The 25,527-nt window shown below is 72.8% G+C and carries 29 protein-coding genes; 13 read left to right on the plus strand and 16 right to left on the minus strand.

The genetic code is table 11. The features are described from left to right. Positions 1-105: 105 nt before the first annotated feature. From CSIV_RS15590 to CSIV_RS15610, 5 genes are all read right to left on the minus strand, one after another. Positions 106-672 (minus strand): ribonuclease H family protein, encoded by a 567-nt coding sequence (locus CSIV_RS15590; protein ID WP_077052253.1) that lies wholly within the window; start codon positions 670-672, stop codon positions 106-108. Between the two features lie 45 nt (positions 673-717). Further along, positions 718-1,776, minus strand: a complete 1,059-nt coding sequence (gnd, locus tag CSIV_RS15595) for a phosphogluconate dehydrogenase (NAD(+)-dependent, decarboxylating) (protein ID WP_077052254.1) — start codon at positions 1,774-1,776, stop codon at positions 718-720. A gap of 78 nt (positions 1,777-1,854) precedes the next feature. Beyond that, complete coding sequence (locus tag CSIV_RS15600) at positions 1,855-2,358, minus strand: bifunctional nuclease family protein (RefSeq protein ID WP_077052255.1); 504 nt, start codon at positions 2,356-2,358, stop codon at positions 1,855-1,857. A gap of 37 nt (positions 2,359-2,395) precedes the next feature. Continuing rightward, on the minus strand, positions 2,396-3,016 hold the full coding sequence (locus tag CSIV_RS15605) for a response regulator (RefSeq protein ID WP_077052256.1): 621 nt from the start codon (positions 3,014-3,016) through the stop codon (positions 2,396-2,398). Then, a complete protein-coding gene (locus CSIV_RS15610; protein WP_077052257.1) occupies positions 3,013-4,176 on the minus strand; it encodes a sensor histidine kinase in 1,164 nt (387 codons plus the stop codon). The genes CSIV_RS15605 and CSIV_RS15610 overlap by 4 nt, the downstream gene beginning before the upstream one ends. A 144-nt stretch (positions 4,177-4,320) precedes the next feature. Between CSIV_RS15610 and CSIV_RS15615 the strand changes: the two genes are divergently transcribed. Both CSIV_RS15615 and CSIV_RS15620 read left to right on the plus strand, forming a co-directional pair. After that, positions 4,321-5,397: an ABC transporter permease gene (locus CSIV_RS15615; protein WP_077052258.1), complete on the plus strand. Its 1,077-nt coding sequence runs from the start codon at positions 4,321-4,323 to the stop codon at positions 5,395-5,397. Next, a complete protein-coding gene (locus CSIV_RS15620) occupies positions 5,394-6,095 on the plus strand; it encodes an ABC transporter ATP-binding protein (protein ID WP_077052259.1) in 702 nt (233 codons plus the stop codon). Before CSIV_RS15615 ends, CSIV_RS15620 begins: the two co-directional genes overlap by 4 nt. On the opposite strand, the gene CSIV_RS15625 is transcribed toward CSIV_RS15620, so the two are convergent. The 3 genes from CSIV_RS15625 to CSIV_RS15635 all read right to left on the minus strand — a co-directional run bounded on the left by CSIV_RS15625 (position 6,076) and on the right by CSIV_RS15635 (position 7,541). Next, positions 6,076-6,438 (minus strand): hypothetical protein, encoded by a 363-nt coding sequence (locus tag CSIV_RS15625; RefSeq protein WP_077052260.1) that lies wholly within the window; start codon positions 6,436-6,438, stop codon positions 6,076-6,078. The two genes, CSIV_RS15620 and CSIV_RS15625, sit on opposite strands and share 20 nt — an antisense overlap. 212 nt (positions 6,439-6,650) lie before the next feature. Then, positions 6,651-6,896 carry a hypothetical protein gene (locus tag CSIV_RS15630; protein WP_077052261.1) on the minus strand — a complete coding sequence of 82 codons (246 nt, stop codon included), beginning with the start codon at positions 6,894-6,896 and terminating at the stop codon, positions 6,651-6,653. A 93-nt stretch (positions 6,897-6,989) separates the two neighbouring features. After that, positions 6,990-7,541, minus strand: a complete 552-nt coding sequence (locus CSIV_RS15635; RefSeq protein ID WP_077052262.1) for a PadR family transcriptional regulator — start codon at positions 7,539-7,541, stop codon at positions 6,990-6,992. Between the two features lie 133 nt (positions 7,542-7,674). On the opposite strand from CSIV_RS15635, the gene CSIV_RS15640 reads away from it, so the two are divergent. The 4 genes from CSIV_RS15640 to cydC are packed head-to-tail and all read left to right on the plus strand — an operon-like array spanning position 7,675 to position 13,472. Next, positions 7,675-9,117: a cytochrome ubiquinol oxidase subunit I gene (locus CSIV_RS15640; RefSeq protein WP_077052263.1), complete on the plus strand. Its 1,443-nt coding sequence runs from the start codon at positions 7,675-7,677 to the stop codon at positions 9,115-9,117. A gap of 10 nt (positions 9,118-9,127) precedes the next feature. Beyond that, complete coding sequence (cydB, locus tag CSIV_RS15645) at positions 9,128-10,159, plus strand: cytochrome d ubiquinol oxidase subunit II (protein ID WP_077052264.1); 1,032 nt, start codon at positions 9,128-9,130, stop codon at positions 10,157-10,159. Continuing rightward, positions 10,156-11,781, plus strand: coding sequence for a thiol reductant ABC exporter subunit CydD (gene cydD, locus CSIV_RS15650; protein ID WP_077052265.1), 1,626 nt, complete (start codon positions 10,156-10,158; stop codon positions 11,779-11,781). The genes cydB and cydD overlap by 4 nt, the downstream gene beginning before the upstream one ends. Further along, positions 11,778-13,472: a thiol reductant ABC exporter subunit CydC gene (cydC, locus tag CSIV_RS15655; protein WP_274519548.1), complete on the plus strand. Its 1,695-nt coding sequence runs from the start codon at positions 11,778-11,780 to the stop codon at positions 13,470-13,472. Before cydD ends, cydC begins: the two co-directional genes overlap by 4 nt. On the opposite strand, the gene CSIV_RS15660 is transcribed toward cydC, so the two are convergent. Then, positions 13,465-14,103, minus strand: coding sequence for a hypothetical protein (locus CSIV_RS15660; RefSeq protein ID WP_238592390.1), 639 nt, complete (start codon positions 14,101-14,103; stop codon positions 13,465-13,467). The genes cydC and CSIV_RS15660 overlap by 8 nt on opposite strands. 287 nt (positions 14,104-14,390) lie before the next feature. On the opposite strand from CSIV_RS15660, the gene CSIV_RS18500 reads away from it, so the two are divergent. Continuing rightward, positions 14,391-15,203 (plus strand): helix-turn-helix domain-containing protein, encoded by an 813-nt coding sequence (locus CSIV_RS18500; protein ID WP_077052267.1) that lies wholly within the window; start codon positions 14,391-14,393, stop codon positions 15,201-15,203. A 19-nt stretch (positions 15,204-15,222) separates the two neighbouring features. On the opposite strand, the gene CSIV_RS15670 is transcribed toward CSIV_RS18500, so the two are convergent. The 4 genes from CSIV_RS15670 to CSIV_RS15685 form a co-directional block, all read right to left on the minus strand. Then, on the minus strand, positions 15,223-16,272 hold the full coding sequence (locus CSIV_RS15670; RefSeq protein WP_238592391.1) for a sulfate/molybdate ABC transporter ATP-binding protein: 1,050 nt from the start codon (positions 16,270-16,272) through the stop codon (positions 15,223-15,225). After that, entirely contained in the window at positions 16,269-17,051 is a 783-nt protein-coding gene (modB, locus tag CSIV_RS15675) for a molybdate ABC transporter permease subunit (RefSeq protein ID WP_077052268.1), read from the minus strand. Before modB ends, CSIV_RS15670 begins: the two co-directional genes overlap by 4 nt. After that, positions 17,048-17,812 (minus strand): molybdate ABC transporter substrate-binding protein, encoded by a 765-nt coding sequence (gene modA / locus CSIV_RS15680; RefSeq protein WP_077052269.1) that lies wholly within the window; start codon positions 17,810-17,812, stop codon positions 17,048-17,050. Before modA ends, modB begins: the two co-directional genes overlap by 4 nt. 91 nt (positions 17,813-17,903) lie before the next feature. Beyond that, positions 17,904-18,299: a TOBE domain-containing protein gene (locus tag CSIV_RS15685; RefSeq protein WP_077052270.1), complete on the minus strand. Its 396-nt coding sequence runs from the start codon at positions 18,297-18,299 to the stop codon at positions 17,904-17,906. A gap of 70 nt (positions 18,300-18,369) precedes the next feature. Here CSIV_RS15685 and moaA point away from each other — a divergent pair, with 70 nt between their 5' ends. From moaA to CSIV_RS15715, 6 genes are all read left to right on the plus strand, one after another. Continuing rightward, positions 18,370-19,425, plus strand: coding sequence for a GTP 3',8-cyclase MoaA (gene moaA, locus CSIV_RS15690; RefSeq protein WP_077052271.1), 1,056 nt, complete (start codon positions 18,370-18,372; stop codon positions 19,423-19,425). Further along, positions 19,422-20,192: a HesA/MoeB/ThiF family protein gene (locus CSIV_RS15695; protein WP_077052272.1), complete on the plus strand. Its 771-nt coding sequence runs from the start codon at positions 19,422-19,424 to the stop codon at positions 20,190-20,192. The genes moaA and CSIV_RS15695 overlap by 4 nt, the downstream gene beginning before the upstream one ends. Then, on the plus strand, positions 20,189-21,412 hold the full coding sequence (locus tag CSIV_RS15700) for a molybdopterin molybdotransferase MoeA (protein WP_077052273.1): 1,224 nt from the start codon (positions 20,189-20,191) through the stop codon (positions 21,410-21,412). Before CSIV_RS15695 ends, CSIV_RS15700 begins: the two co-directional genes overlap by 4 nt. Continuing rightward, a complete protein-coding gene (moaC, locus tag CSIV_RS15705) occupies positions 21,409-21,888 on the plus strand; it encodes a cyclic pyranopterin monophosphate synthase MoaC (RefSeq protein ID WP_077052274.1) in 480 nt (159 codons plus the stop codon). Before CSIV_RS15700 ends, moaC begins: the two co-directional genes overlap by 4 nt. Beyond that, on the plus strand, positions 21,885-22,121 hold the full coding sequence (locus tag CSIV_RS15710) for a MoaD/ThiS family protein (protein WP_083735174.1): 237 nt from the start codon (positions 21,885-21,887) through the stop codon (positions 22,119-22,121). Before moaC ends, CSIV_RS15710 begins: the two co-directional genes overlap by 4 nt. Positions 22,122-22,240: 119 nt before the next feature. Next, positions 22,241-22,915 (plus strand): hypothetical protein, encoded by a 675-nt coding sequence (locus CSIV_RS15715; protein WP_077052275.1) that lies wholly within the window; start codon positions 22,241-22,243, stop codon positions 22,913-22,915. A gap of 21 nt (positions 22,916-22,936) precedes the next feature. On the opposite strand, the gene CSIV_RS15720 is transcribed toward CSIV_RS15715, so the two are convergent. From CSIV_RS15720 to CSIV_RS15730, 3 genes are read right to left on the minus strand one after another with little or no spacing between them, the layout of a single operon-like run. Next, the gene (locus CSIV_RS15720) at positions 22,937-23,365 is read right to left on the minus strand and encodes a molybdenum cofactor biosynthesis protein MoaE (protein WP_077052276.1); all 429 of its coding nucleotides are present in this window, start codon (positions 23,363-23,365) and stop codon (positions 22,937-22,939) included. Beyond that, positions 23,362-23,844: a MogA/MoaB family molybdenum cofactor biosynthesis protein gene (locus CSIV_RS15725; RefSeq protein ID WP_077052277.1), complete on the minus strand. Its 483-nt coding sequence runs from the start codon at positions 23,842-23,844 to the stop codon at positions 23,362-23,364. Before CSIV_RS15725 ends, CSIV_RS15720 begins: the two co-directional genes overlap by 4 nt. Before the next feature lie 9 nt (positions 23,845-23,853). Then, positions 23,854-25,476, minus strand: coding sequence for an SDR family oxidoreductase (locus CSIV_RS15730; protein ID WP_077052278.1), 1,623 nt, complete (start codon positions 25,474-25,476; stop codon positions 23,854-23,856). Between the last annotated feature and the right edge of the window lie 51 nt (positions 25,477-25,527).

The following is a 25,527-nucleotide window of genomic DNA, read 5'->3' on the forward strand; positions in this document are numbered from 1 at the left end:
CGCCGAGGCGCGGATCTGGGGCGCAGCGTCACCGACCGCCCCGAGCGCTACGTCGCTTTCGCGCCCGAGCCGGATCCGCCGCCGTTCTGACGAACGACCCCGGGCTCAGCGCCCGTTGCGGTCCGCGGCCGAACGCGGCGGAGCCGACGCGACGTCGAGCGTGTCGAGGCCGCGCAGCGACGTCCAGATCAGCTCCTCGCCCTTCGCCGCGTGCTGCGACGCGCGGACGGCGCGCTCATCGGCCCACGAGTTCAACACGTGGCCGCTGTGACCGCGCACGTGCTCGAGCACCACATCGGGAAGACCCGCCGCGCGGCGGGCGTCGCGGGCCGCGATGAGCGCCTCGAGGATGCCGCGATTGGCCACGGGCTTCTTCGCCGAGGTGACCCAGCCGCGACGACGGTGACCGTCCATCCAGGACGAGTACGTGTCGATGGCGTACTTCGAGTCGGCCTGCACCACGAGGTCGCGGACGTCGGCGTGGTCCGTGATCGCGTGCAGCAGGCCCAGGAGCTCGCCGATGTTGTTCGTGCCCTCGGGGATCGATCCGGCGGCCCAGTGGCCGTCCTCGCCGACCCAGGCCCACCCGGCCGGTCCGGGGTTCCCCTTGCACGCGCCGTCGGTGGCGACGACGTAGCGGTCGGAGGACGCGGGCGCGGGAGAACTACTCATCCCTCTAGTCTCCCCGACCGCGTACGCGTCCCCGACCGAGCCGCCTCAGCTGCTGCTGTCGGCCTTCTTGCCGCCGGCTTCGAGCACGTCGCCGGCGGGAAGCTCCTGGTGCCCGCCGAACTGCAGGCGCATCGCGGAGAGCACCTGATTGGCGAAGTGGTCCTCGCCGCGAGAGGCGAAGCGCTCGAACAGCGACGAGGCGAGCACGGGCACCGGAACACCGGTGTCGACGGCCGCCTTCACCGTCCAGCGCCCCTCGCCCGAATCGGAGACCCGCCCGGCGAGGCCGTCGAGCGTCGGGTTCTGAGCGAGAGCCGCCGCCGTGAGGTCGAGCAGCCAGGACGAGATCACCGACCCGCGCCGCCACAGCTCCGACACCTTCGCCGTGTCGATGTCGAACTGGTAGAACTCCGGCTCCTCCAGCGGGGCGACCTCGGCGGAGTGCTCGCCCTGCTTGAGCCCCGCGTCGGCGTTGTTGAGGACGTTCAGTCCCTCGGCGAGCGCCGCCATGATGCCGTACTCGATGCCGTTGTGGACCATCTTCACGAAGTGCCCGGCCCCCGACGGACCGCAGTGGAGGTAGCCGCGCTCCTCGGGGGTGTAGTCACCCGTCCGGCCGGGTGTGCGCTCGATGTCGCCAGGCCCCGGAGCGATCGTGCGCAGGACGGGCTCGAGGTGGGCGACGGCCTCGTCGTGCCCGCCCACCATGAGGCAGTAGCCGCGCTCGAGACCGAACACGCCGCCGCTGGTCCCGATGTCGACGTAGTGGATGCCGGTGTCCTGCAGCTTCGCGGCCCGACGCACGTCGTCGCGGTAGTTGGAGTTGCCGCCGTCGATGATGATGTCGCCGGCTTCGAGGACCTCCGCGACCTGGTCGACGACCGAGCCGGTGAGCCCGGCGGGGATCATCAGCCAGACGGCGCGCGGCTTCTGGAGCTTGGACGCGAGGTCCGCGATGCTCGACGCGCCGGTGGCGCCCTCCGCGGCCAGGGCCGCCACGGCATCCTGGTTCACGTCGTAGACCACGCAGTCGTGGCCGTCCTTCATGAGTCTGCGGACGATGTTGGCGCCCATCCGTCCGAGTCCGACCATGGCGAGTTGCATCCGTACCCCATTCGTCTGAATCCGCCGCGACGGGCGGCACTGACGAGTCTAGGAGCGCGCGCGACCGACGCGGCCGGGTCACCCCTGGAAGTCGTCGGGGTCGACGTCGTCGAGGAACTTCCGGAACTCCTCGACGCGGTCGTCGTCGCCGCGCGCGTCGAACTCGACCGCTCCCTCGGGCACCCCCGCCTCGGCGAGGACCGCCTCGGCCACCGCGATCGGCGCGTCCGTCCGCGCCGCCAGGGCGATGGCATCCGAGGGTCTGGCGTCGATCACGAGCGGCCCACGGGGCGTCTGCACGTGGATCTCGGCGTAGAACGTGCCCTCGAACAGCCGCGTCACCTCGACCCGATCGACGGATGCCGACAGCGCCCTCAGCATCACGACCATCAGGTCGTGCGAGAGCGGGCGCGGCGTCACCGCACCCTCGGTCGCGACGAGGATCGACATCGCTTCCTGCGGACCGATCCACACGGGGAGGACGATCCCCTCCTCTGCGGCCGCGCCGGGCAGCGGGGAGAGGAGGATGACGTGCTGCTGGGCGGAATCCAGGGCCACGCCGAGCACGCGAACCGGGACCATGACGCCATCGTACGGGGCGGTCGACGCGGCGGAAGGGTCAGCGCAGGACGCCGAGGGCCCGCGCGGCGGAGACCGCCGCGGTGCGCGAGGAGACGCCGAGCTTGGAGAACACGTGGGCGAGGTGCGACTTCACCGTCGCGTCGGTGATGTGCAGTCGTGCCGCGACGTCGGCGTTGGACGCACCCCGCGCGACCAGCCGGAGCACCTCGATCTCGCGGGCCGAAAGGCTCACCCGCGGTTCGCGCAATCGCGCCAGCAGGCGCCCCGCGATCGCGGGCGCCAGGGCGCTCTGCCCGGCGGCCGCGGCACGGACACCGGCGAGCAGCTCGTGCGGCGGCGCGTCCTTGAGCAGGTACCCGCTCGCCCCGGCTTCGACGGCCCCGAGGATGTCGCCGTCGGTGTCGTAGTTGGTGAGCACGAGCACGTAGGGCGGAGCCGCCAGCGCGCGGACGCGTCGGGTGGCCTCGGCCCCGGCGGCGCGGTCGCCGAACTGCAGGTCCATGAGCACCAGTTCCGGCGAGAGCTCGGCGGCCAGGGCGACGGCGGCGTCCGGGGTCGACGCCTCGCCGACGACCTCGATGTCGGCCTCGCCCTCGAGCAGCGCCCGCACTCCGGCGCGCACGACGGGGTGGTCGTCGGCGATCACGACCCGGATCACAGCGCGACCCCCCGCAAGGTGACCGCGACGACCGTGCCGGCCCCCGCCGCGCTGACGACCGTGAGGTCGCCGTCGAGCTGCTCGACGCGCTCGCGCATCGCCCGCAGACCGAACGAATCGGTCCCGGATGCCGTCTCCTCGGCGCTCGCGGGATCGAACCCGCGGCCGTCGTCGGCGACCGTCAGCCGCACGTCGTCGCCGTCCTGCACGAGGTCTACGCGCACGACCGTGGCATCGGCGTGCTGGGCGACGTTGGCCAGGGCGCCCTGCGCGATGCGCAGCAGCGCCGCCTGCGCATCCATCGGCAGCCCCACTTCGCCCGGGATCGCGGTCTCGACGTCGACGCCCTCGCGCTGCGCCCAGCCCTCGGCCAGTCGCTGCAACGCGGATCCCAGGCCCCGGTCCAGGGTCGGCGGCGCGAGCTCGCGGATGAACCGCCGCGTCTCGGCGAGGCCGTCGGCGGCGGTCTGCCGGGCCAGACGGATGTGCGCGATGCCGGGGCCCGTGGCATCCGCCCGTTCCGCCGCGTGGAGCAGCATCTGGATGCTCGACAGCCCCTGGGCGACGGTGTCGTGGATCTCGCGCGCCAGACGAGCGCGCTCCGCGAGGACGCCCTGTTCGCGCTCGGTCGCCGCGAGGCGATCCCGCGTGGCGAGGAGTTCGGCCACGAGCGCCTCCCGCTCGACGCTGCGGCGCTGGAGCGCGCCGTAGCCCAGGCCGATGAGCAGTGCCACGCCCGCGCCGACGACCGGACCGACCACGCCCCCGACGGTGAGGCCGCCGTGCACCGCGAACGCCGCGATCGTGAGCCCGGTGGCCGCGACGACCGCTGCCGGCCCGACCCATCCCGGCAGCACGTGCAGGTAGAGGAAGAACAGCGGGAACACGATGTACGCGGCCTCGGGCACGAGCCACATCAACGGCGCCCACACCAGCGTGAGGGCGCACACCCAGGCGATGCCGCCGGCCGTCCGCCCCCGGCGGGCGAGCCACAGCCCCGCGAGGTACACCGCCGCCAGCAGCGCGGCGAGGGCGAGCGCCCACGGCGAACCGCCGGTCCAGACGACGCGGACGACGACGAGCGCGAGGAGCCCGGCGAAGAGTGCGTGGAGCCCCGCGCGCAGCCCGGTGAACACGGGAGCCAGGGTGCGATGCGGCATATCGGTTCCAGCGTACGGACGCCGCCCCCGTCGCGGATCATCCGAAAGGTGGAGAGGGAGTTCGCCCGCCCCGCCGATGACCCGCCGGAGCATCCCGGGGAGGGTGGAATCACCGGCGAGATCCGCCGGAGAAAAGGAGGCGACGTGTACGTCGCATGGCGGGATCTGCGGTTCGCCCGCGGGCGATTCGCCCTCATCGGGGCGGTCGTTGCGCTCATCACCCTGCTCGTCGGATTCCTCTCGGGACTCACCGGGGGCCTGGCCGCACAGAACGTGTCCGCGGTCCTGCAACTCCCCGGCGACCGGCTCGTGCTGCATGCCGAGGGGTCGGCGGCCGCGACCTTCGCCGACTCCACGCTCGACGCCGACACCGTCGCGACGTGGCGGGACGCCGCGGGGGTGGAGGGCGTGAGCCCGGTCGGCATCGTCCAGGGCCGCGCCGAAGGCCCGGGCGGAAGCGGGGGCGTCGCCCTGTTCGGCCTCGATTCGGGCGCCGGAAGCACCGACCTCACCGCCCTCGCACCCTCGGCGGACGGGGAGGCCGGACTCTCCGCCGGCGCGGCGAGCGCGCTCGGAGCGGCTGTCGGCGACGACATCACCGTGGCCGGGACCACCTTCCGGGTGGCCTCCATCGGGGGCGACTCCTGGTACAGCCACACGCCCGTCGTCGCACTCACTCCCCCCGCGTGGGCGGCCCTCGACACCCGTCTCGGCGGCTCGGGAGAGGCGACCGTGCTCGCCGTGAGCGGGGCGCCCGACTGGGACTCTCTCGCCGCCGCGACAGCGACGACGGCGACGAGTCCGCTCGCGAGCCTGACGGCCCTGCCGACGTTCCGCTCCGAGATCGGGTCCCTGGCCCTGATGATCGCGATGCTCTTCGGGGTCTCCGCTCTCGTCGTCGGTGCCTTCTTCACCGTCTGGACCATGCAGCGCTCCGGCGACATCGCCGTGCTGAAAGCCCTCGGGGCCGGAACGGGCGCCCTCGTGCGCGATGCGCTGGGTCAGGCCGTGGTCGTCCTCGTCGTCGGCGTCGGCGTCGGGATCGGTCTCACGGCGGCTCTCGGCGCGCTCGCCGGCGGCACCCTCCCGTTCATCCTGAACCCCCTCACGACCCTCGCGCCCGCGCTGGTGATGATCGCCCTGGGCCTCCTCGGCGCCGCCGTGTCGCTGCGCACCGTCACGAAATCCGACCCCCTCACAGCCCTCGGGAGCACGCGATGATCCTTCTCGACGACGTCACCCTGACCTATCCCGACGGCGATGCCCGCGTCACCGCGGTCGATCACGTCACCCTCGAGGGCCGCCCCGGCCTCGTGACCGGGATCACGGGCCCCTCCGGCTCGGGAAAGTCGAGCCTGCTCGCCCTCGCCGCGACGCTGATCCGACCCGACTCGGGCCGCGTGATGATCGACGGGACGGATGCCACCGCGCTCACGCGCGCCGAAGCGACCGCGCTCCGGCGCGAGCGGATCGGTATCGTCTTCCAGCAGCCGCAGCTCCTCCCCGCGCTCACCGCCCGCGAACAGCTGCGCGTGATGGGGGAACTCGGCGGCCGCGGGTCGCGGGCACGGCGCGCGGCCGTACGTTCGCGCGTGGACGAGCTGCTGGATGCCGTCGGCCTCGGCGACCAGGCCGACCGTCGCCCGGCGCAGCTCTCGGGTGGTCAGCGCCAACGCGTGGCGATCGCGCGGGCGCTCGTGCACGAGCCTCGCGTGCTGCTGGTCGACGAGCCCACGAGCGCCCTGGACCGGGAGCGCGGCGCGGCGATCATGGAGCTCCTGTCGCGGCTGACCCGCGAGCGGGACACCGCGACGCTGCTCGTCACCCATGACCTCGTCCACAGCGACACGCTCGACGAGACCGTCGAGGTGATCGACGGCCGGGCGCGGGTGCGGGAGATCACCACCCGAACGCGTTGAACCACTCCCGGCGCTGGTCGGCTTCGGCCCGCGTCGGGTCACCGCGCCACGTGTCGTGCGGGCTCAGTGTCCCGTCGACCCGCAGGGGGACGAACGCCCAGCAGACGGGGCAGACGGCCCTCCCGCCCGGGAAGCCGTCCGGGAGGGTCGGGGCGGGTTCGGCGAACGCTCCCGCTCCCGCGCACTCGGGCGGGTCCGCTTGCAGGTCGTTCCATAGCAGCGCACCGCCGCGTCGGTGATGGAGGCCGCGGTGGCCCTTCTCACGCGTGCAGATCTCGCCCTTCCGGCGGCTCAGGCACAGTCGGCGCGCCGCGCCGGGCAGAGCGGCCAGCGTTCGTGTCATCCTTCGATTCTCGCGCGTGCTTACGCAGCGGGGGCAGGTGCGCGATGCGCACGGGGCGGTGGGGTCCGGTGGGGAAAGGGTCGGCGGTCATCGTCGACCACCACCGGCGAGTCGCGGAAACATGTCGACCTCCTGGTCCTTCGACACTGCGTCAGCGCGAGTCCATGGCCGAGGGGGTTGACTCTCCCGGAGACGGTGCTACCCGCGGGACGTCAGCGACCGGCGCGTCGGAGAACGGTGTCGACGGCCGCGTGGAACGTCAGGTGCTGCGCGACCTCCACCGCGCGGTCGTACCGCGTGCCGCCGAGAGCGACGAACACGGCGCCGACGACCTCCACGTAACCGGCGATCCGACCCTCGCGGGCGACCTCGTAGAGGTCGAGGTCGATGCGCGTCCAGGGGATCTCGGTGACGATGTTCGGCTGCCCCGGGCGATCGAGCGGAATGTCCATGACCATGTGAGCTCCTTGCGTACCGGGGTGCTCCCAGGGTGCGTCGAGGGGCGGGATGCCGTGCCGGGGTTGACGGATCCGCGAAGGGGCGTTACGCGCTCAGAGCGCGCTGCGGACGGGCCGACCGCGGCGGGGGCGCTCGTCCGACAGGTCGAACGGCGCGGCCTCGGCTGCGAGGCGTTCGGCCTCGTCGAGGAAACGCGATTCGGCTTCGAGCCGCGTGCGACGCGCAGCGGACACGATGGCGCGGGTCACGGCATCCGAGTTCTCGTCGTCCGGTTCGGCGGTGGCCAGTGCGTCCTGTACGGCGGCACGCTGGGCGGCGATGACGTCGGCCACGTCGACGCCGGGGAGGGTGAGCGCGAGCGCGATGCGCAGGGCGAGATCGTCGCGGCGGTCGACGATCGAGGCCGCCCGCAGCCATGCCCGCGCCTCGGCGCGACCGGCGGTGGTCGCCCCCCACAGCACGCGACCCTCGTCGTCGACGCCGCGGTGCTCGACGAGGCCGTCGCGTTCGAGTCGTTCGAGGGTCGTGTAGACCTGACCGACGTTCACCGCGACCCCCGTGCGACGCAGGTACTCGGCGCGCAGCTGGGAACCGTAGCAATCGCCCTGATCGAGGATCGCTAGCAGGCCCTGGCGCACCGACATAGGGACCTCCGACCCACCGCGAAAAGCTTTTCCAAGTATATCGTTCGATACCGAATCACCCTGTTTTCCGCGTGGTGACGCGGGAGTAGCCTGTGGTCAGACCACAGAGAAGACCGTCGATCGGAGACATCCCGTGGAGTGGCTCGACCCCCTCATGCTGGCTCGGTGGCAGTTCGGACTGACCACCCTGTACCACTTCCTCTTCGTGCCCCTCACGCTCGGGATGTCGCTGGTCGTGGCGATCTTCCAGACCGTCTGGTACCGCACGGGCGACGTGAAGTGGCTGCACCTCACCCGCTTCTTCGGCAAGATCTTCCTGATCAACTTCGCCATGGGCGTCGTGACCGGCATCGTGCAGGAGTTCCAGTTCGGCATGAACTGGTCGGCCTACTCCCGCTTCGTCGGCGACGTCTTCGGCGCGCCCCTCGCCTTCGAGGGCCTGCTGGCCTTCTTCCTCGAAGCGACGTTCATCGGCCTGTGGATCTTCGGGTGGGACAAGCTCCCGCGAGGACTCCACCTCGCGAGCATCTGGCTGGCCAGCATCGGCGCGACGCTGTCGGCGTACTTCATCATCGCCGCGAACGCGTTCATGCAGAACCCGGTCGGCTACCAGATGTCCGCCGACGGCCACCGTGCCGAGCTGATCGACTTCGGGAAGCTGCTGACCAACCCCGTGGCCCTCGCCGCCTTCCCGCACACGATCTTCTCCGGCTGGATGTTCGCGGCGATGATCGTCGTGTCCGTCTCCGCGTGGCACCTGGCCCGCGGTCGCAACGTCGAGATGATGCGCGCACCGCTGCGGTTCGGCCTGTGGGCGACGGTCGTGTCCTTCGTCCTCGTCGCGATCGCCGGCGACCAGCTGAGCCTGGTGATGGTGGCCACCCAGCCGATGAAGATGGCCGCGGCGGAAGCGACCTTCAACACCGTGTGCGGGGCGAACGCCTCGTTCTCGATCTTCACGCTCGGCACCCCCGACGGAACGAGCGAACTGTTCTCGATCCGCGTGCCGTTCCTCCTCAGCATCCTGTCGACGCATTCGCTCGACGGCTGCGTCGAGGGGATCAACGACCTCAACACGATGTACAGCCAGCAGATGTTCCCGCAGTTCGCCGACCAGGTCGACGGCAACTTCGCCCCCGTCCTGTGGGTGACGTACTGGGCCTTCCGCTGGATGATCGCGCTGGGCGGTCTCGCGACCCTCATCAGCGTCGTGGGCCTGTGGGTCACGCGCAAGAACGCCAAGCGCCCGGTCGCCCCGTGGATGTGGCGCGTCGCGATCTGGGCCGCTCCCCTGCCGCTGCTGGGCAGCCTGGTCGGCTGGGTCTTCACCGAGATGGGCCGCCAGCCCTGGATCGTGTTCGGCCTGATGCTCACGCAGGACGGGGTGTCCCCCAGCGTCCCGGGCTGGAGCGTGCTGATCTCGCTCGTCGCGTTCACCGCGATCTACGCCACCCTCGCCGTGGTGGAGTTCGGACTCATCAAGAAGTACGCGCAGAAGGGCCCGGATCCGCTGCCCGACCCGAACGCGCCGCGCGAGCCCGACACCGTCGAGAACACCCCGACGACCGTCTACTAGGAGCACAGTCATGGACCTCGCATACCTCTGGTTCTGGATCGTCGGATTCCTCTTCATCGGCTACTTCGTCCTGGACGGGTTCGACTTCGGCGTCGGCATGTCGCTCCCCTTCCTCGGAAAGGACGACATCGCCCGCCGGCAGATCATCAACACCATCGGCCCCGTGTGGGACCTCAACGAGACGTGGGTGATCGTCGCCGGAGCGGCGCTGTTCGCCTCGTTCCCGGAGTGGTACGCCACGCTGTTCAGCGGGTTCTACCTCCCGCTGCTGCTGATCCTGCTGGCGCTCATCGCCCGCGGCGTCTCGTTCGAGTACCGCCACCAGCGCGAATCCCTGAAGTGGAAGCGCGGCTTCGACCGGATGATCGTCATCGGCTCCGCCGTGCCGGCATTCCTGTGGGGCGTCGCCTTCGCGAACATCGTGCAGGGCGTGCCCCTGGATGCCGACCACGAATACGTCGGGACCCTCTTCACGCTGCTCAACCCCTACGGCATCCTCGGGGGCCTGGTGACCCTGCTGCTGTTCTTCACGCACGGCGTGTACTTCGTCGCCCTGAAGACCGACGGTCAGGTGCGGGCGGACGCCCGCGCCCTGGCGAAGAAGTCGGGCCTGGCCACGATCGTCGCCGCCGCCCTGTTCCTGGTCTGGACGATCATCCAGGCGGCGAACAACCAGGCGCCGCTCCTCCTCGGCGTCGTGGCCCTCTCCGGGATCGCCGCGCTCGCGCTCATCGGGTCGTGGGTGGCGAACCTGCGCGACCGCGAGGGCACGGCCTTCACGCTCGGTGCGATCACGATCGTCACCGCGGTCGGCGCCCTGTTCTTCGCGCTCTTCCCGAACGTCATGCCCTCGACCCTCGAACCGGGTTCGGGTCTGACCATCGAGAACGCCTCCAGCACCGATTACACGCTCACGATCATGAGCTGGGCGGCGCTCGTGTTCCTCCCGCTCGTCCTGGCGTACCAGGGATGGACCTACTGGGTGTTCCGCAAGCGCGTCACCCGCGCCCGCATCGAGAAGGCAGCCCTGGTGGCGCATTGACCGACACGACACGGGTGCGCCCCGTCGACCCCCGACTGGTGCGGTACGCCTCCGCCTCACGCAGCTTCTTCGCGGTGAGCGCGGCGGTGGTCCTGGCCCAGACGGGGGTCGTCGTGGGGTTCGCCTGGGCTCTCACCTCCGCGCTCGTCGGCGCGATCGACGGGCGGCCGATCGGCGAGCTGACCGGCTTCGTGACGGCCGCGGCGGCGCTGGTCGTCGTTCGGGGCCTCCTCATCGCGGCATCCGAACGCGTGTCCGCCCGGGGAGCGGCGGCCGCGTCCCTGCAGCTGCGCGAGCGCCTGGTGGCCGCGGTCACGACCCTGGGTCCGGGGTGGCTCGGTCGCCGCAACGCCGCGTCGCTGTCGGTCACGGCCGGGCACGGCCTCGAAGCCCTCGACGCCTACTTCGGCCGCTACCTCCCGCAGCTCGTGGCCACCGCGATCACCACCCCCATCCTCATCGGCGCGATCGCCCTCGCCGACCCCCTGTCCGGCCTCACGGTCGTGCTGACGATCCCCCTGATCCCCCTGTTCATGGTGTTGATCGGCCTGGCGACTCGCGCCGTGCAGAAGAAGCAGTACGGCACCCTCGGCCGTCTCGCTGCCCGGTTCGCCGACACCGTGGAAGGCCTCGGGACGCTCAAGGCCTTCGGCCGCGAGCACCGCGCTGCGGACACGATCGAGAAGGTCACGCGCGACTACAAGCGCGAGACGATGACGGTGCTGCGCGTGTCGTTCCTCTCCGGCTTCGCGCTGGAGTTCCTGGCATCCATCTCCGTCGCCATCATCGCCGTGACGATCGGCTTCCGCCTCCTCTCGGGCGACCTGAGCCTGCTGGTCGGGCTGTTCGTCCTGCTGCTCGCGCCGGAGGCGTACCTGCCGCTGCGCCAAGTGGGCGTGCAGTTCCACGCCGCGTCCGAAGGGGTCGCCGCGACGGAGGAGATCTTCGACGCCCTGGATGCCGCCCGCCTCGCGCCCACGACCGAGGCCCCCGCCCCCGCGGCGGGGACGGTGCTCGAACTGCACGACGTCCGCGTGGACCGCGGAGCGCACCGGATGCCGACGGTCTCCCTGTCCGTGCGACCGGGCGAGGTCGTCCTGGTCACGGGCCCGAGCGGAGTGGGCAAGTCGAGCATCGTCGCCGCGCTCCTCGGCTACGCCGAGCACTCCGGCGAGATCCGCCTGGACGGACGCCCCGTGGCCCACGCCCGCGCCGCCGTCGCATGGGCGGGCCAGCGGCCCGGACTGGTGTCAGGCACCGTCGCCGAGAACGTCGCCCTCGGCGCCGACGTCGATGCCGACACCATCGCGACGGCGCTCGCCGACGCCGGCGCCGCCGACCTCGACCCGGCGACCCCGCTCGGCGCGGGCGGCGCGGGGCTGTCGGGAGGGCAGGCGCAGCGCGTCGCCGTCGCGCGCTCCCTCTGCCGCTCGCGCACCGCCGGGGCGCGGATCCTCGTCCTCGACGAACCCTCGAGCGCCTTGGATGCCGACACCGAAGCGCACGTGTGGCGCACGCTCCGCCGCGAGGCCGACGCCGGCGCCGGAGTGCTGCTCGTGTCGCACCGCCCGTCGGCGCGGGAGATCGCCGACCGCGTGATCGACCTGGGGGTGCGCGCGTGAACGGGCGGGTGCGCGGCATCCTGGCCTCCGCGATGCCGTCGCGTCGGCGATTCGCCCCGGCGGTCCTGTCGGGCTTCGGGACGGCCGGGAGCGCGGTGGCGCTCCTCGCCACGAGCGCGTGGCTGATCGCCCGGGCGGCCGAGCAGCCGCTGGTCATGTACCTCTCCGTCGCGGTCGTCGGTGTCCGGGCGTTCGCCCTCTCCCGCGGCGTGTTCCGGTACCTCGAACGCCTCGCCGGGCACGACGCGGCCCTCGAACGCCTCGCCGATGTCCGCGCCGACCTCGTGCGCGAGCTCGTGCCGTTGGCCCCCGACGGGCTCGGCCGCGCGCGCCGCGGCGGGCTCCTGTCGAGCGTGGTCGACGACGTCGAGGAGCTGCAGAACCTGCCCCTGCGGGTCGTGCTGCCCCTCTCGGTCGCGGCGCTGACCTCGCTCGCGGCGGTCGTGTTCACGGCCTTCGTGTCGTGGCCCGCGGCACTGGTCCTCCTGGCCTGCCTGGCCGCGGCGTTCGCGGTGTCGGTGGCCGCGGGGTGGGCGGCCGGGGCGCGCGCCGAGCGGGCGATCGCTCCGCTCCGGGCCGACGTCGCCGACGCCGTCCACGACCTCCTCACGAACCTCGACGTCCTGACCGCCTACGGCGCCCTCGACACCGCCCGCGCGCGGGTGCGGGCGGCCGACCGGGCGCTGCGCCGCGCGGTCGTGCGGCGCGGAGCCGCCCAGGGACTCACCTCCGGCACCGTGTCGGTGCTCGCCGGACTCGCGTCGCTGTTCGCGCTCGCCGTCGCCGCGCCCGCCGTCGCGGGCGGCACCCTCTCCGGCCCCGGGCTCGCGGTCGTCGTGCTGCTCCCGATGGCGGTGTTCGAGGTGTTCGGGCCGGTGCCGCTGGCGCTCGCGTCGTGGCGGCAGGTGCGCGCCGCGGCCGAGCGGATCGCCGACGCCGTCCCGTCCGAGATCCCCGAGGGTCTCCCCCGCGACGAGCCCGCGGCCACGGGCACAGCCCCCGTCCTCGGAGACGGCATCGAGCTGCGGGACGTGCGCGCGCACTGGCCGGCCCGGTCCGACGCCGGACTCGACGACACCGGGCGCATCGCCGATGTCGACCTCCGCGTCGGTGCGGGCGAGCGCGTCCTCGTCACGGGTCCGAGCGGCGCCGGGAAGACCACGCTCGCCCACGTCCTCGCGAGATTCCTCGATTACGACGGCTCGTTCACCATCGGCGGCGTCGAAGCCCGGGACCTCGCCGGCGACGACCTCCGCCGCACGATCGGCCTCGTCGAGCAGTCGCCGTACCTCTTCGACGAGTCGGTGCGTCAGAACCTGCTGTTCGCGCGCGACGACGCCGGCGACGCCGAACTGACCGCGGTGCTCGCGCGCGTCGGACTCGACGCGTGGGTCGCCGAACGCGGCGGACTGGATGCGACGGTCGGCGACCGGGGCGGCCTCGTCTCGGGGGGACAGGCCCAGCGCCTCGCGCTCGCGCGGGCCCTCCTGCGCGGGTTCCCCGTGCTCGTGCTCGACGAGCCCACCGCGGGCGTCGACCCGGCGGCATCCGACGCGCTCCTGCGCGACCTGCTCGGCGCGGTCGACCGCGGGCGCGCCGTCGTGCTCGTCTCGCACGTCGATGTGCCCGAGGAACTGGTCGACCGCACCGTACGGCTGGAGGACGGGCGGGTCGTGACCGGACTCAGCTGAGCGAGCCGTCCCCCACGGGATCCGCGAGGTCGAGCAGCCGGAGATCCATGCGGGTCACGACCCGCGCGGCGACCGCGAACTCCACGAGACGGATCCGCCGGTTGGTCGCATAGGCCCCGACGCCCCCGCGCAGGCCCGGGACTCCGTGACGGTCGAGCTTGTCGCAGACGTTGTCCAGCTTGCGGTTGAAGCGCGTCAGGGTCCACCCCAGACGCGCCGCAGCCCGGGCACTGGTCGGGATGTCGCCCAGACCCGCGCTCTCGGAGCGCAGGAGCGGTTCGACCAATGCGACGATCAGTTGGCGTTGCGACAGCGTGAGGACGATCTCGCCGAGCGATTCCCTCTCCGCGTGCCGGTCACGATCCGCGCCGGCGGGCGCGGGCGCGGAATAGATCGGGGCCGCGACGTACACGCCGATCTCGTACGTCGTGGGGCCGGCGCGGAAGACCACGGCGGTATGGCCGAAGACCACCGGGATCCGGCAACCCGGCGGCACCTGCGAGTGGAATCGTCCCTCTCCGTCCGCGACGGAGAGGGACGTCTGCGTACCGGTGTTCCGGAGGAACCAGATGCCCTCCACGTCGGAGAACTCCGCCAGAGCCGGGTCCAGCTCGGAATTGTCGTCGAGCACGAGGTCCCCCGACCTCCCGACCGTGAAGGCGGCGCCCGGAGGCACCGACGTCCATTCCCCGCAGTACTCCAACTGGAGCCCTGCTGACGGGATGGACGTCGGCCCCGCGGTCTCGCCCCCGCCTGTCACATCGCCCCCCATGGGTCCCCTCCGCTTCCCCCCACGAAAGCGCTTTTCCTGCCGCGCCCCCATGGGGAGGATTCCCCATGTAGGTTCTCGAAAGCGTCCGGAAGGATCCGTTCCGGACGAATTCGGAAAAGAAGTTCATGTCGTCAGGGGGAGACGCGGTGGACGAGAGCACGGAGACGACGGCATCCACGGAATCCGGCGAGGATGATCCGATCCACGACTTCGCGGGAGAGCTGCGCCGACTGCGTCTGGACGCGGGAAGCCCCACCCTGGTGAATCTGCAGCATCGGACCGGAATCTCGCGCAGCGTCCTGTCGGATGCGTTCGCCGGCCGCACTCTGCCGACGGAGCGTACGGTGTCGGCGCTCGTGAGCGCGCTCGGCGAGGATCCGGAGCCCCTCCTCCGGCGTCGACGGGCGCTCGCCCGCGCGGCCCGCGAAAGCGATGTCGCGACGACACCCTCCGACGAGACGCCGGCCGCGCGGACCATCACCCGCCGCAACGCCGCGCTCCTCTCGGTCGCCGCGTTCACCGTCGGTGTCCTCGGCACCCTTGGGGGCGTCGCCGTGGTCTCCGCCGTCACCGCACCGCGGATCGGCGAGCCGCAGATCACGGTGGCGAACGGCGTGGACCCCGCCACGTCGCCCTGCATCGACGACGCGGCCGTCGCGACCTCGGACACACGAGCGGGTGACTCCCTGCTCGAGATCATCTGGTCCGACAAATGCCAGGCCGGATGGGGGCGTCTCACTCGCTACGACGCGCAGGGCGCGGGGAACACCGTGACGATCGCGATCTACCCTCTGACCGCTCCCACGGGACCCCTGCGGATGGAAGCCACCGAGCACGACGTCCAGGGTGCCTATACTCCGCTGGTCGTCCGTCCGACGCCGGACACCTTGCTGTGCGCGGAGGGCGACTACACGCTGAACGGACGCACCGTCGATCTGGGCGGTCCGTTGTGCATCTGACGATGCCGTGACGCGCGCGTCAGGATGCGGGGACGAACCGCACGCGATCCGGCGGAATCGACAGGGTCACGACGTCCCCCGCCGCCAGGTCGGCCGCCGCCACGGCGTCGATCTCCGCGGCACCGACACCGGCGAGGAGCCGCACACCGGTCGGAGTCGGCTCCAGTCGCACCACCCGCGCGCGCCACGCGTTGACCGCAGACTCCCCCACACGTACGTCCGCCGCCCGGAAGACGGCGGCGAGCGCGCGCCCGGTTTCCGCCGCGAGCGCGCGGGATCCGGCATCCGTCGACTCGAGCCGGACGTCGCCGAGCACCCAGCTTCCGGCGGAGGCCGTGCCTCCGACGCGCTCGAGGCCGGCGATGCGCGCGGCGACGTCGGACGTCGGCGCCGAGAGCACCTCGCGCACCGGTCCGAGCTGGGTCGCCCGCCCCGCCTCGACGATGAGCAGCCGGTCGGCGAGGATCGCGGCGTCGACGGCGTCGTGGGTGACGGCGACGGCGGTGACCCCGTCGAGGGCATCACGCAGCATCGTGCGGATCTCGGCGGCGGTCACGGCATCCAGCGCGACGAGCGGTTCGTCCAGGAGCACGGCCCGCGGCCGGGCGGCGAGGGCGCGGGCCACCGCCACCCGCTGCTGCTCGCCACCGGAGAGCTCGGCCGGCCGACGGTCCCCGACCCCCGGGAGCCCGACACGGGCGAGCCACGCGTCGGCGTCCGCGCGGGCATCGACGGCCGCGACGCCGGCCGCGCGCGGACCGAAGGCGACGTTCTCGCGCACCGAGAGGTGCGGGAAGAGCCGCGCATCCTGCCCGAGCAGCACGATGCCGCGCCGCATCGGGTCGGTGCGCACCCGCGGGGGCGCGAAACGGTCGATCACGCGTCCGTCGAGCGCGATCTCGCCGCCGTCGAGCCGCTGCAGCCCCGCGAGCGCCTCGAGCACCGTGGACTTCCCCGCGCCGCTGCGCCCCATGATGGCCAGCGTCTCCCCCGGGGCGACGTCGAACGCGACGTCCACGCGGAACGCCCGCCGCTGCACCACGACGTGCGCGGACAGCGCGGCGCTCACGATGCCCCCACGGCCGGCCGCCAGCCGCGGACGAGCAGCAGCACCGCGATCGCCGTCACCAGCAGCAGGAGCGCGAGCGCGACCGCGGTGCCCTGGCCGACGCCGCCACCGTTGAACGCGGTGTAGATCGCGAGGGGCATGGTCTGCGTGACGCCCGGGCGGTTGCCGGCGAACAGGGCGGTGGCGCCGAACTCGCCGATCGCGCGGGCGAAGCACAGCACGATGCCGGCGACGATGCCCGGCGCGGCCAGAGGCAGGGTCACCCGCCGCAGGATCGTCACCCGCGAGGCACCGAGGGAGGCCGCGGTCCGCTCGATCTCGACGCCCGTGCTGCGCAGCGCCCCCTCCACGGCGAGCACGAGGAACGGCAGGGCCACGAACACCTGCGCGAGCACGACCGCGGTCGTGGTGAACGGCAGGCCCAGCGCGCCGAACCAGCCGTTGCGGCCGAAGAGGTAGAGGAGCGCGACGCCGCCGACCATCGGCGGGAGCACGAGCGGAACCGTCACGAGCGCCCGGAGGAGCGCCGCGGTCCGGGGGGAGCTGCGCGCGAGGAGAAGGGCGAGCGGGATGCCGACGGCCGCGCACACGAGCGTCGCCACCGCCCCGGTGCCCAGGGACAGGCCGAGAGCCTGCAGCGCCGTCGGTGAGGTGACGTCGGCGATCAGCGTGGACCATTCCACCCGCGCGACGAGCGCGGTGAGCGGGACGAGGAGGAAGAGCAGCCCGACCACCGCCGGCACGATCAGCCAGCGGGGAACGTAGCCCGCCCCTCTCACGGAGCCCGGAACCCCGCGTCGGCGAGGATCTCCTGCCCGTCCGCCGAGAGCACGAAGTCGACGAACTCGGCCGCCGCGGCGGGGTTCGGAGCATCGGCCAGCGCGGCGATCGGGTAGCGGTTGACCACGGCATCCGCCCCCTCCGGCACGATCGAGGCGACGTCGGTGCGACCCACCACGTCGGTGGCGTACACCAGGCCCGCGTCCGCCTCGCCGGCGGCGACCTTGGTGAGCACGGCCGTGACGTTCTGCTCGGCGCTGGCCGGGGTCACTGTGACACCGGCGTTCGACAGCAACGTCTGCGATGCGGCGCCGCACGGCACCTCCGCCGCGCACAGCACGGTCGTCACGCGCGCCAGGTCGGCGAGGCTCTGCACCTTCCCGGGGTTGCCGGTCGGCACCGCGATGACCAGGGTGTTGCCCGCGAAGATCCGCGGCTCGGGTGCCCGGTCGGCGACCTTCGCCATGTTCTTCTCGTCGGCCGAGGCGAAGACGTCGGCGGGCGCTCCCTCGCCGATCTGGGTGGCCAGCGTGCTGGAGCCGTCGTACACCGCGGTCACCGTGACGCCGGGGTGCCGGGTCTCGAACGCCCGGGCGATCTGGTCGAACGACCGCTGCAGCGACGCCGCCGCGTACACCTCGACGGTGCCGGAGAGTCCGTCGGCGGATGCCGCGGGAGCGGACGACGCGGCCGGAGCGGCGCAGCCGGCGAGCAGGGCGCCGGCGGCGAGGAGCGCGGTGAGGCGGAGGGGGCGTCGCATGAGGGGTCCTTTCGGCGACACCGACGGCCGCGGCATCCATTGTTCCTCATCTGCGGACCATAGGGCCGATGGAAGCCGTATTCGCGAGATCTCAGGCGCGGGGGGTCTCGACTGTCACGACCGTCGCCTTCACCGAGGCGACCGCCAGAGCGCCGGGCTCGAGAGCGAGCTCCTCGGCCGCTTCGGCCGACATGAGCGAGACCACGCGGTGCGGACCGCACTGCAGATCGACCTGCGCCATCACCCCGTCGACCCGCACACGCGTGACGATGCCGACGAACCGGTTGCGGGCGCTCGAGGACACCCCGGTGGGGTCGTCGGGCTCGTCGGCGAGGGCGACGGCGCGGGCGGCGAGCGCCTCGCCGGGGATCTCCGTGGGCGTGGCGCCGGTGGTGGGGAGGAGCCCCTGGTCGATCCAGCGGCGCACGGTGTCGTCGCTCACTCCGAGCAGCCGCGCGGCGGGCGCGATGCGGAAGGTGTTCGGCATGTCATGACGCTAGCGCCGCGACCCCTCGCACAGCGACCCCGGGCCTCCCCCACTCGCCTAGGCTCGACCCATGGATGCCGTGCGCGAGACCGGAGCCCCTCGCGAGGGGGGTCTGCTGGACCGGTTCGGCCGCGTCGCCCGCGACCTGCGCGTGTCGGTGATCGACAAGTGCAATCTGCGCTGCACGTACTGCATGCCGGCCGAGGGTCTGCCGTGGATGCCGCAGCAGCAGCTGATGACCGGCGAGGAGATCGCGCGCATCGTCCGCGTCGCCGTCCGCGCCCTCGGGGCCGAGGAGCTGCGCCTCACGGGCGGCGAACCGCTCGTGCGCAAGGACCTCGAGGACGTCATCGCCCGCATCCGCTTCGATCACCCCGATCTGCCGATCGCGATGACGACGAACGCCGTGGGGCTCGACCGCCGTGCGCGGGCGCTCAAGGACGCCGGGCTCACGCGCCTGAACGCCTCGCTCGACACGCTGCACCCCGAGACCTTCGCCGAGCTCACCCGCCGCCCGCACCTCGACAAGGTGCTCGCGGGGCTCGAGGCGGCCCAGGCCGTGGGCCTCGGGCCCATCAAGATCAACGCGGTGCTGCTGCGCGGGATCAACGACACCGAGATCGTGCCGCTGGTGGATTGGGCGGTGACCCACGGCTACGAGATGCGCTTCATCGAGGACATGCCGCTCGACGGCGACCGGTCGTGGACCGAGACGCAGGTCGTGCCGGCCCGCGAGATCCGCGCCGCCCTCGAGGACGTGTTCGACCTCGCCGCCGACCCCCGCGGTCGGGGCGCGGCACCGGCCGAACGGTGGGAAGTGCGGCGCCGCGGCGACCGCACGCTCGCCGGGCACGTCGGCATCATCTCCTCGGTCACCGAGCCGTTCTGCGCCGCGTGCACGCGCACGCGCGTCACCGCCGACGGCCGGGTCCGCTCGTGCCTCTTCTCGCACGAGGAGACCGACCTGCTCACGGCGCTGCGCGACGGCGCGAGCGACGCCGACCTCGCACAGATCTGGCGGGATGCCATGTGGCGCAAGCCCCGCGCCCACGGTTCCGACCGCGTCGGGCTTGCGCGTGCCGACTTCGTCCAGCCGGAGCGCACGATGAGCGCGATCGGCGGATGATCCCGCTCGTCGAACCGGTGGCCTCCCTCGCCCCCGAAGAACTCATCCGCACGGCCCGGCACGCCGTCCTGGCCGGGATCGGCGAAGAAGGTCAGCGCCGGCTCGCGGCCGCCCGCATCGCGGTCGTCGGCGCGGGGGGACTCGGGTCGCCCGTGCTGCTCGCCCTCGCCGCGGCCGGTGTCGGCGAACTCATCGTGATCGACGACGACGTCGTCGAGCGCACGAACCTGCAGCGTCAACTGATGCACCGCGTGGACGACATCGGCGCGCCCAAGACGTCATCCGCCGCCCGGGCGATCCACGACCTCTCGCCCCTCACGCACGTGCGCGAGGAGAACTCCCGCCTCACCCCCCAGAACGCCCGGGATCTCCTCGGCGGAGCCCACGTCGTCATCGACGGCAGCGATACGTTCGACACCCGCAGCGCCGTGGCATCCGCGACCGACGAGCTCGGGATGCCGCTGGTGTGGGGCGCCGTGCAGGAGTGGTCGGCCCAGGCCACCGTGTTCTGGTCGCGGCCGCCCGAGGGGTACGCGCCGGTGACGCTCGGCGACGTGTTCCCGCCCGACTCGGTCGGGGAGCCGCCGACGTGCGCGCAGGTGGGCGTGCTCGGCGCGCTGTGCGTGCAGGTGGGCGGGCTGCTCGCCACCGAGGCGATCAAGCTGATCACCGGCGCGGGCGAACCACTCCTCGGACGCCTCGTCGTCATCGACGCCCTGCGCTCCCGCCACGACATCGTCCCGCTCGCGCCCCGGAGGGCCCCGTGACCGATCTGCTCACCGTCGAAGAGCACCGCGCGCGCGTCCTCGCCGCCGTGGAGCCTCTGCCCGTCGAGACCGTCTCGCTCGCCGAGGCTGCGGGCCGTACGCTCGCCGCGGACGTGCACGCCCGCCACGACCTCCCCGGCGACGACAACTCCTCGATGGACGGGTTCGCCGTGCGTTTCGCCGACGTCGAGGGCGCGGATGCCGATTCCCCCGCGTCACTGCGAGTGGTCGCCGACCTGCCGGCGGGATCCGACGACGATCCGGCGTTCGGCCCGGGCGAAACGGTGCGGATCATGACAGGTGCGCCCGTACCCACCGGCGCCGACGCCATCGTCCCGTTCGAGGACACCACGGGCGGCCTCGCCGACTCGCTCGGCACCGTCGAGGTGCGGCGTGCGCCCGCCGCCGCGGGGGCGTTCATCCGCCGCCGCGGAGGCGACGTGCGCACGGACGACGTCGTGCTGGCGGCGGGCGAGCGGCTGGGACCGTACGCGCTCGCGGCCGCCGCGGCCGCGGGCGTCGACCGCGTCGAGGTGCGCCGCCGGCCGCGGGTCGCCGTGGTGTCGACGGGAAGCGAACTCGTGCCGCCGGGAATCGCTCCGGGCCGCGGTCAGACGCCCGACTCGAACTCCACCCTCTTGGCCTCCCTCGTCGCGGACGCCGACGCCGAGGTCGTCGTCTCCGCGCAGCTCACCGATGACCGCAACGCGATCGACGCTCTCCTCGAACACGCGGCCGGTGTCGACGTCGTCATCTTCACGGGCGGTGTGAGCGCGGGGGCGTACGAGCCGGTGCGCCAGGCCCTCTCCGAGAGGATCGCCTTCGTGAAGGTCGCGATGCAGCCCGGAAAGCCGCAGGCGTTCGGCGTGCTCGACGACGGCCGCCTCGTGTTCGGACTCCCCGGCAACCCCGTGAGCGTCGCGGTGTCGTTCGAGGTGTTCGTCCGCCCCGCCCTCCTCGCACTCCAGGGCGGCACCGCCGTCGACCGCCGTCGCGCCCGGCTCACCGCGTCCGAGCCGTGGAAGACCCCGCCCGGTCGCCGCCAGTACCTCCCCGCCGCGATCGACCTCGTCGAAGGCACGGTTCGCCCCGCCACCGCGGGCGGCTCCGGCTCGCACCTCGCGGCATCCCTCGCGCGCGCCGAGGCGTTCGCGATCGTCCCGGCCGAGGTGTCCTCCGTCGCCGTCGGCGATCCCGTCGATGTCATGCTGATTCCATGACCTTCACCCACCTGGATGCCGCGGGCCACGCCCGCATGGTCGACGTCACCGCCAAGCAGCCCACCGTCCGCACCGCCACCGCGCGCGGGTTCGTCCGGTGCGCACCCGAGGTGGTCGCCGCCCTCCGCGACGGGACGGCACCGAAGGGCGATGTGCTGGCCGTGGCGCGGATCTCCGGCATCCAGGCTGCGAAGTCGACGCCGACGCTTCTGCCCCTCGCGCACGTGATCGGCGTGCACCGCGCCTCGGTCGATCTCGAGATCGTCGACGACGGCGTCGAGATCGAGGCCACCGTCGGCACCGCCGACCGCACCGGAGTCGAGATGGAGGCGCTCACGAGCGTCTCGGTCGCCGCCCTCGCGATCGTCGACATGGTGAAGGGTCTCGACAAGGGCACGTTCATCGAGAACGTGCGCATCGTCGCCAAGACCGGAGGCAAGTCCGGCGACTGGCACCGTCCCGGGGAGCCCGCGTGAGCGTGCGGGTGCGCTATTTCGCCGCCGCGGCGGAGGCGGCGGGAGCGGATGCCGAGGACCGCGGGGAATCCTCGCTCGCGGCGCTGCGCGCGGCGGTGCTCGCCGACCACCCCGCGCTCGCCGGCATCCTGGACCGTTGCGCCGTGCTCGTCGACGGCGAGCGCCGCGACGACGACGCGCCCCTCGCCGGGGTCGCGCACGTCGACGTGCTGCCGCCGTTCGCCGGCGGGTGACACCTCGGGTGGCCGTGCTCACGCGTCACCCGATGTTCAACCCGTGCCGCATGCATCAGCCGTAGCCTGCTGCCATGGGGAGGATCCTCTTTCGACCGGCCGTAGATCCGCGCAGGCAGGTGAGTGCGGCCGCATTCCTGCTCGGGTCGGCTGCTCTGCAGTGCATCGCCGCAGCCGAACGATGGTTGGTCGCCCCGACGACGTGGACGCGCCGGGATCGCTGGATCGAAGACCATCTCTTCGACTACTCCTACCCCGCCGACCCGTGGGAGAACATCGGGGCAGCCGCGCAGTGGTTCGGGGCGGGATTCCTTCTGCTGGCCGCGGGCGTGCTCGTGCTCGTCGGCCGAGGGCACGGCCCCGCACCCGGCCTCTCGAGGATGGCCGCGGTGTCGACGGCGGTGGGCCTCGGCCTCACCGGTGTGCACGCGCTCGCTTCCGGTGTCCTCGGGGCGCCCACGTTCCTCCAGTGGCCGATCATCCTCTTCAGTGTCGTCGCCTTCGCGGGTCTCATCGTCCTCGTCGCGGTGAGCATCCGGTCGGCGCCGGCGACCGCGCTCACCTCCGCGCTGCTGTTGATGACCACCGTGCCGGGATACATCTTCGCCTGCTTCGTGATCGCCCCGGCCGTCGTCGGGAGCTCCTCGTACGACACCACACCGCACACCGAGACGGTCATCGCCGTGGCAACAGCTGCCGCCGCAGCCGTCCTTCTGATCGCCTCGTCGATCTCGGCACTCCGCCGGACGATCGCCCGACGCCCGACCGGCGAGGCCCGCCTCGCAGAGGTATGACGCGCGGGCTCAGCCTCGCCGCTACCCGCCGAGACCCTTCCATGCCGTCGTGCCGTCGGCCTCGACCTGGCGCTTCCACACGGGAAGATCGGTCTTGATCGTCTCGATGATGGTGCGGCACACCTCGAACGCCGCCGCGCGGTGACCCGAGGCCACCGCGATGATGACGGCGGCATCGCCCACGCCGAGCCGGCCGACGCGGTGACTCACGGCCACGATCGCGTCGGTGCCCGCGGCCGCCTGCTCGGCGATGCGGTGCAGCGCGGCGGGCGCGTCGGGGTGCGCGCTGTACTCGAGCGCGACGACGGCATCCGTGGCATCCGGGTCGGTGTTGCGGACGCGCCCGACGAACGTCGTGACGGCCCCCGAGGCGTCGTCCTCGACGGCGCGCAGGTGCGCGTCGAGGTCGAGCGGGTCCTCGGACAGCTGGGCGATGCGGACGGCGCTCATGAGTGGTCTCCTCCGGCGAGTTGATCGAGGACGTGCGGGGCCAGCTCGGCGAGAACCGCGATCCCGGATGCCACGGCGCGCGTGGAGCCCGGGAGGTTGACGACGAGGGTCGCGGGGTCGACGATCCCGGCGAGGCCGCGCGAGATCACCGCGAGCGGGGTGTCGGCGAGGCCACGGCGCCGGAGTTCCTCGGCGATGCCGGGGAGCTCCCGATCGAGGACGCGCGCGGTGCCCTCGGGCGTGCGGTCGGTGGGCGCGATGCCGGTGCCACCGGTGGTGACGACGAGTCCGGCGCCCGTCGCGACCGCTCCGCGCACGGCGGCCTCGACGTTGTCGGCGCCGTCGGGCACGACGACGGGGTCGTCGCAGTCGAACCCCGCCTCGCGCAGGAGCGACACCGCCAGCGGTCCGCCGCGATCCTCGCGGAGCCCGGCGGCGGAGCGGTCGGACACGGTGATCACGCGGGCGGTGTACGGCACCGTCCCAGCCTAGGCGCGCGTGTCGGCCGCGGACGGGATCGTCTCGACCTCGGGAACCTCCGGCGGGATGCGCCCGGCCTTCGCCTTCGGCTCGGGATCGTCACGCTGCACCGACTCGGCGGCCGCGGTGATGCGCCGTGCCATGCCGCTGAAGATGAGCCCGTGGAACGGCAGGACCGACAGCCAGTACAGGCGCCCCGCGAGACCCGTCGGGAAGAAGAGTGCGCGCTGGTCGAACCGCGCCCCCTCGCCCTCGGGGCTCGCGCGCAGCTCGAGCCACGCACCGCCCGGGACCTTCATCTCGGCGCGGAGGCGCAGCAGGTGACCGGGCTCGATCGCCTCGACGCGCCAGAAGTCGAGCGCGTCGCCGACGGTGACGACACTGCGGCTCCGGCGCCCGCGCGCGAGTCCGACGCCGCCGACGAGGCGGTCCATCCACCCGCGGATCGCCCACAGGAGCGGTGAGGAGTACCACCCGTTCTCGCCGCCGATGCCCTCGATCACCGACCACAGCTGCGCGGGGCTCGCGCTCGTGCGCATGGTGCGCTCGTCGGTGTACACGAGGCGCCCCGCCCATTCGGGGTCGCTGGGGAGCGGGTCGCTGGGGGCGCCGGAGACCTCGGAGTCCTGCCAGCTGGTCTCGATCGCGTCGTCGTTCACGCGGCCGAGCGCGCGCCGGACGGCCTCGCGGTACGGCATCAACCCGCCCTCGGGGCGCGGCACGAGGTCGTCGATCGCGCGGTCCTTCACGACGCAGTCGTTCTGCAGCGACTCCACGAGCGGGCGCGCGATCGACTTGGGGATGGGGGTCACGAGGTTCACCCAGTGCGACGCCAGGCGCGGCGTGAGGACGGGCAGCGACGCGATGGCGCGCTGGTGCAGCCCCGCCTCGAGGGCGTAGCCGTTCATCATCTGCCCGTAGCGCAGCACGTCGGGCCCGCCGATGTCAACGGCACGGTTGACGTTGGGAGCCACGCGCGCGGCGCCGAGCAGGTAGTGCAGCACGTCGCGCACGGCGATCGGCTGGATGCGGTTGCGCACCCACTTCGGCGCCGGCATGTAGGGCAGGACGTCGGTGAGGTGCCGCACCATCTCGAACGACGCCGACCCCGAACCGATCACGACGCCGGCCTGCAGCACGAGCGCGGGCACGCCGCTGGCGAGCAGGATCTCACCCACCTCGACGCGCGAGCGCAGGTGCGCCGACAGCGGCGCGTCGTCGGGGTGCAGCCCGCCGAGGTACACGATGCGGGAGACGGATGCCGCCGCGGCGGCGTCGGCGACGGTGCGCGCCGCGCGACGGTCGGTGTCCTCGAAGTCGCGCCCGCCGCCCATCGAGTGGATGAGGTAGTAGAGCACGTCGACGCCGTCGACGGCACGGGCGACCGCCGCCGCGTCGGTCGCGTCGCCCTCCACTGCTTCGACGTCGTGGCCCCAGGGGAACGCCTCGACGCGCCGGGCGTCGCGGGCGAGCACCCGCACCCGGTAACCGGCCGAGAGGAGGCGGGGCACGAGACGCCCGCCGAGATAGCCGGTCGCGCCGAGGACGAGCGCGCGCGGCGCGGACCCGTCGGGGCGGGGCTGCGCGACGAGCGCGGGTTCACGACCGGTGGGGGCGGACAGCTCGCTCATGCCGAAAAGGTACGCCCGGCCCCCGACATCCGAGGGGGCTTGACGTCGATA

Source organism: Microbacterium sp. CSI-V (assembly GCF_001984105.1).
GTDB lineage: Bacteria > Actinomycetota > Actinomycetes > Actinomycetales > Microbacteriaceae > Microbacterium.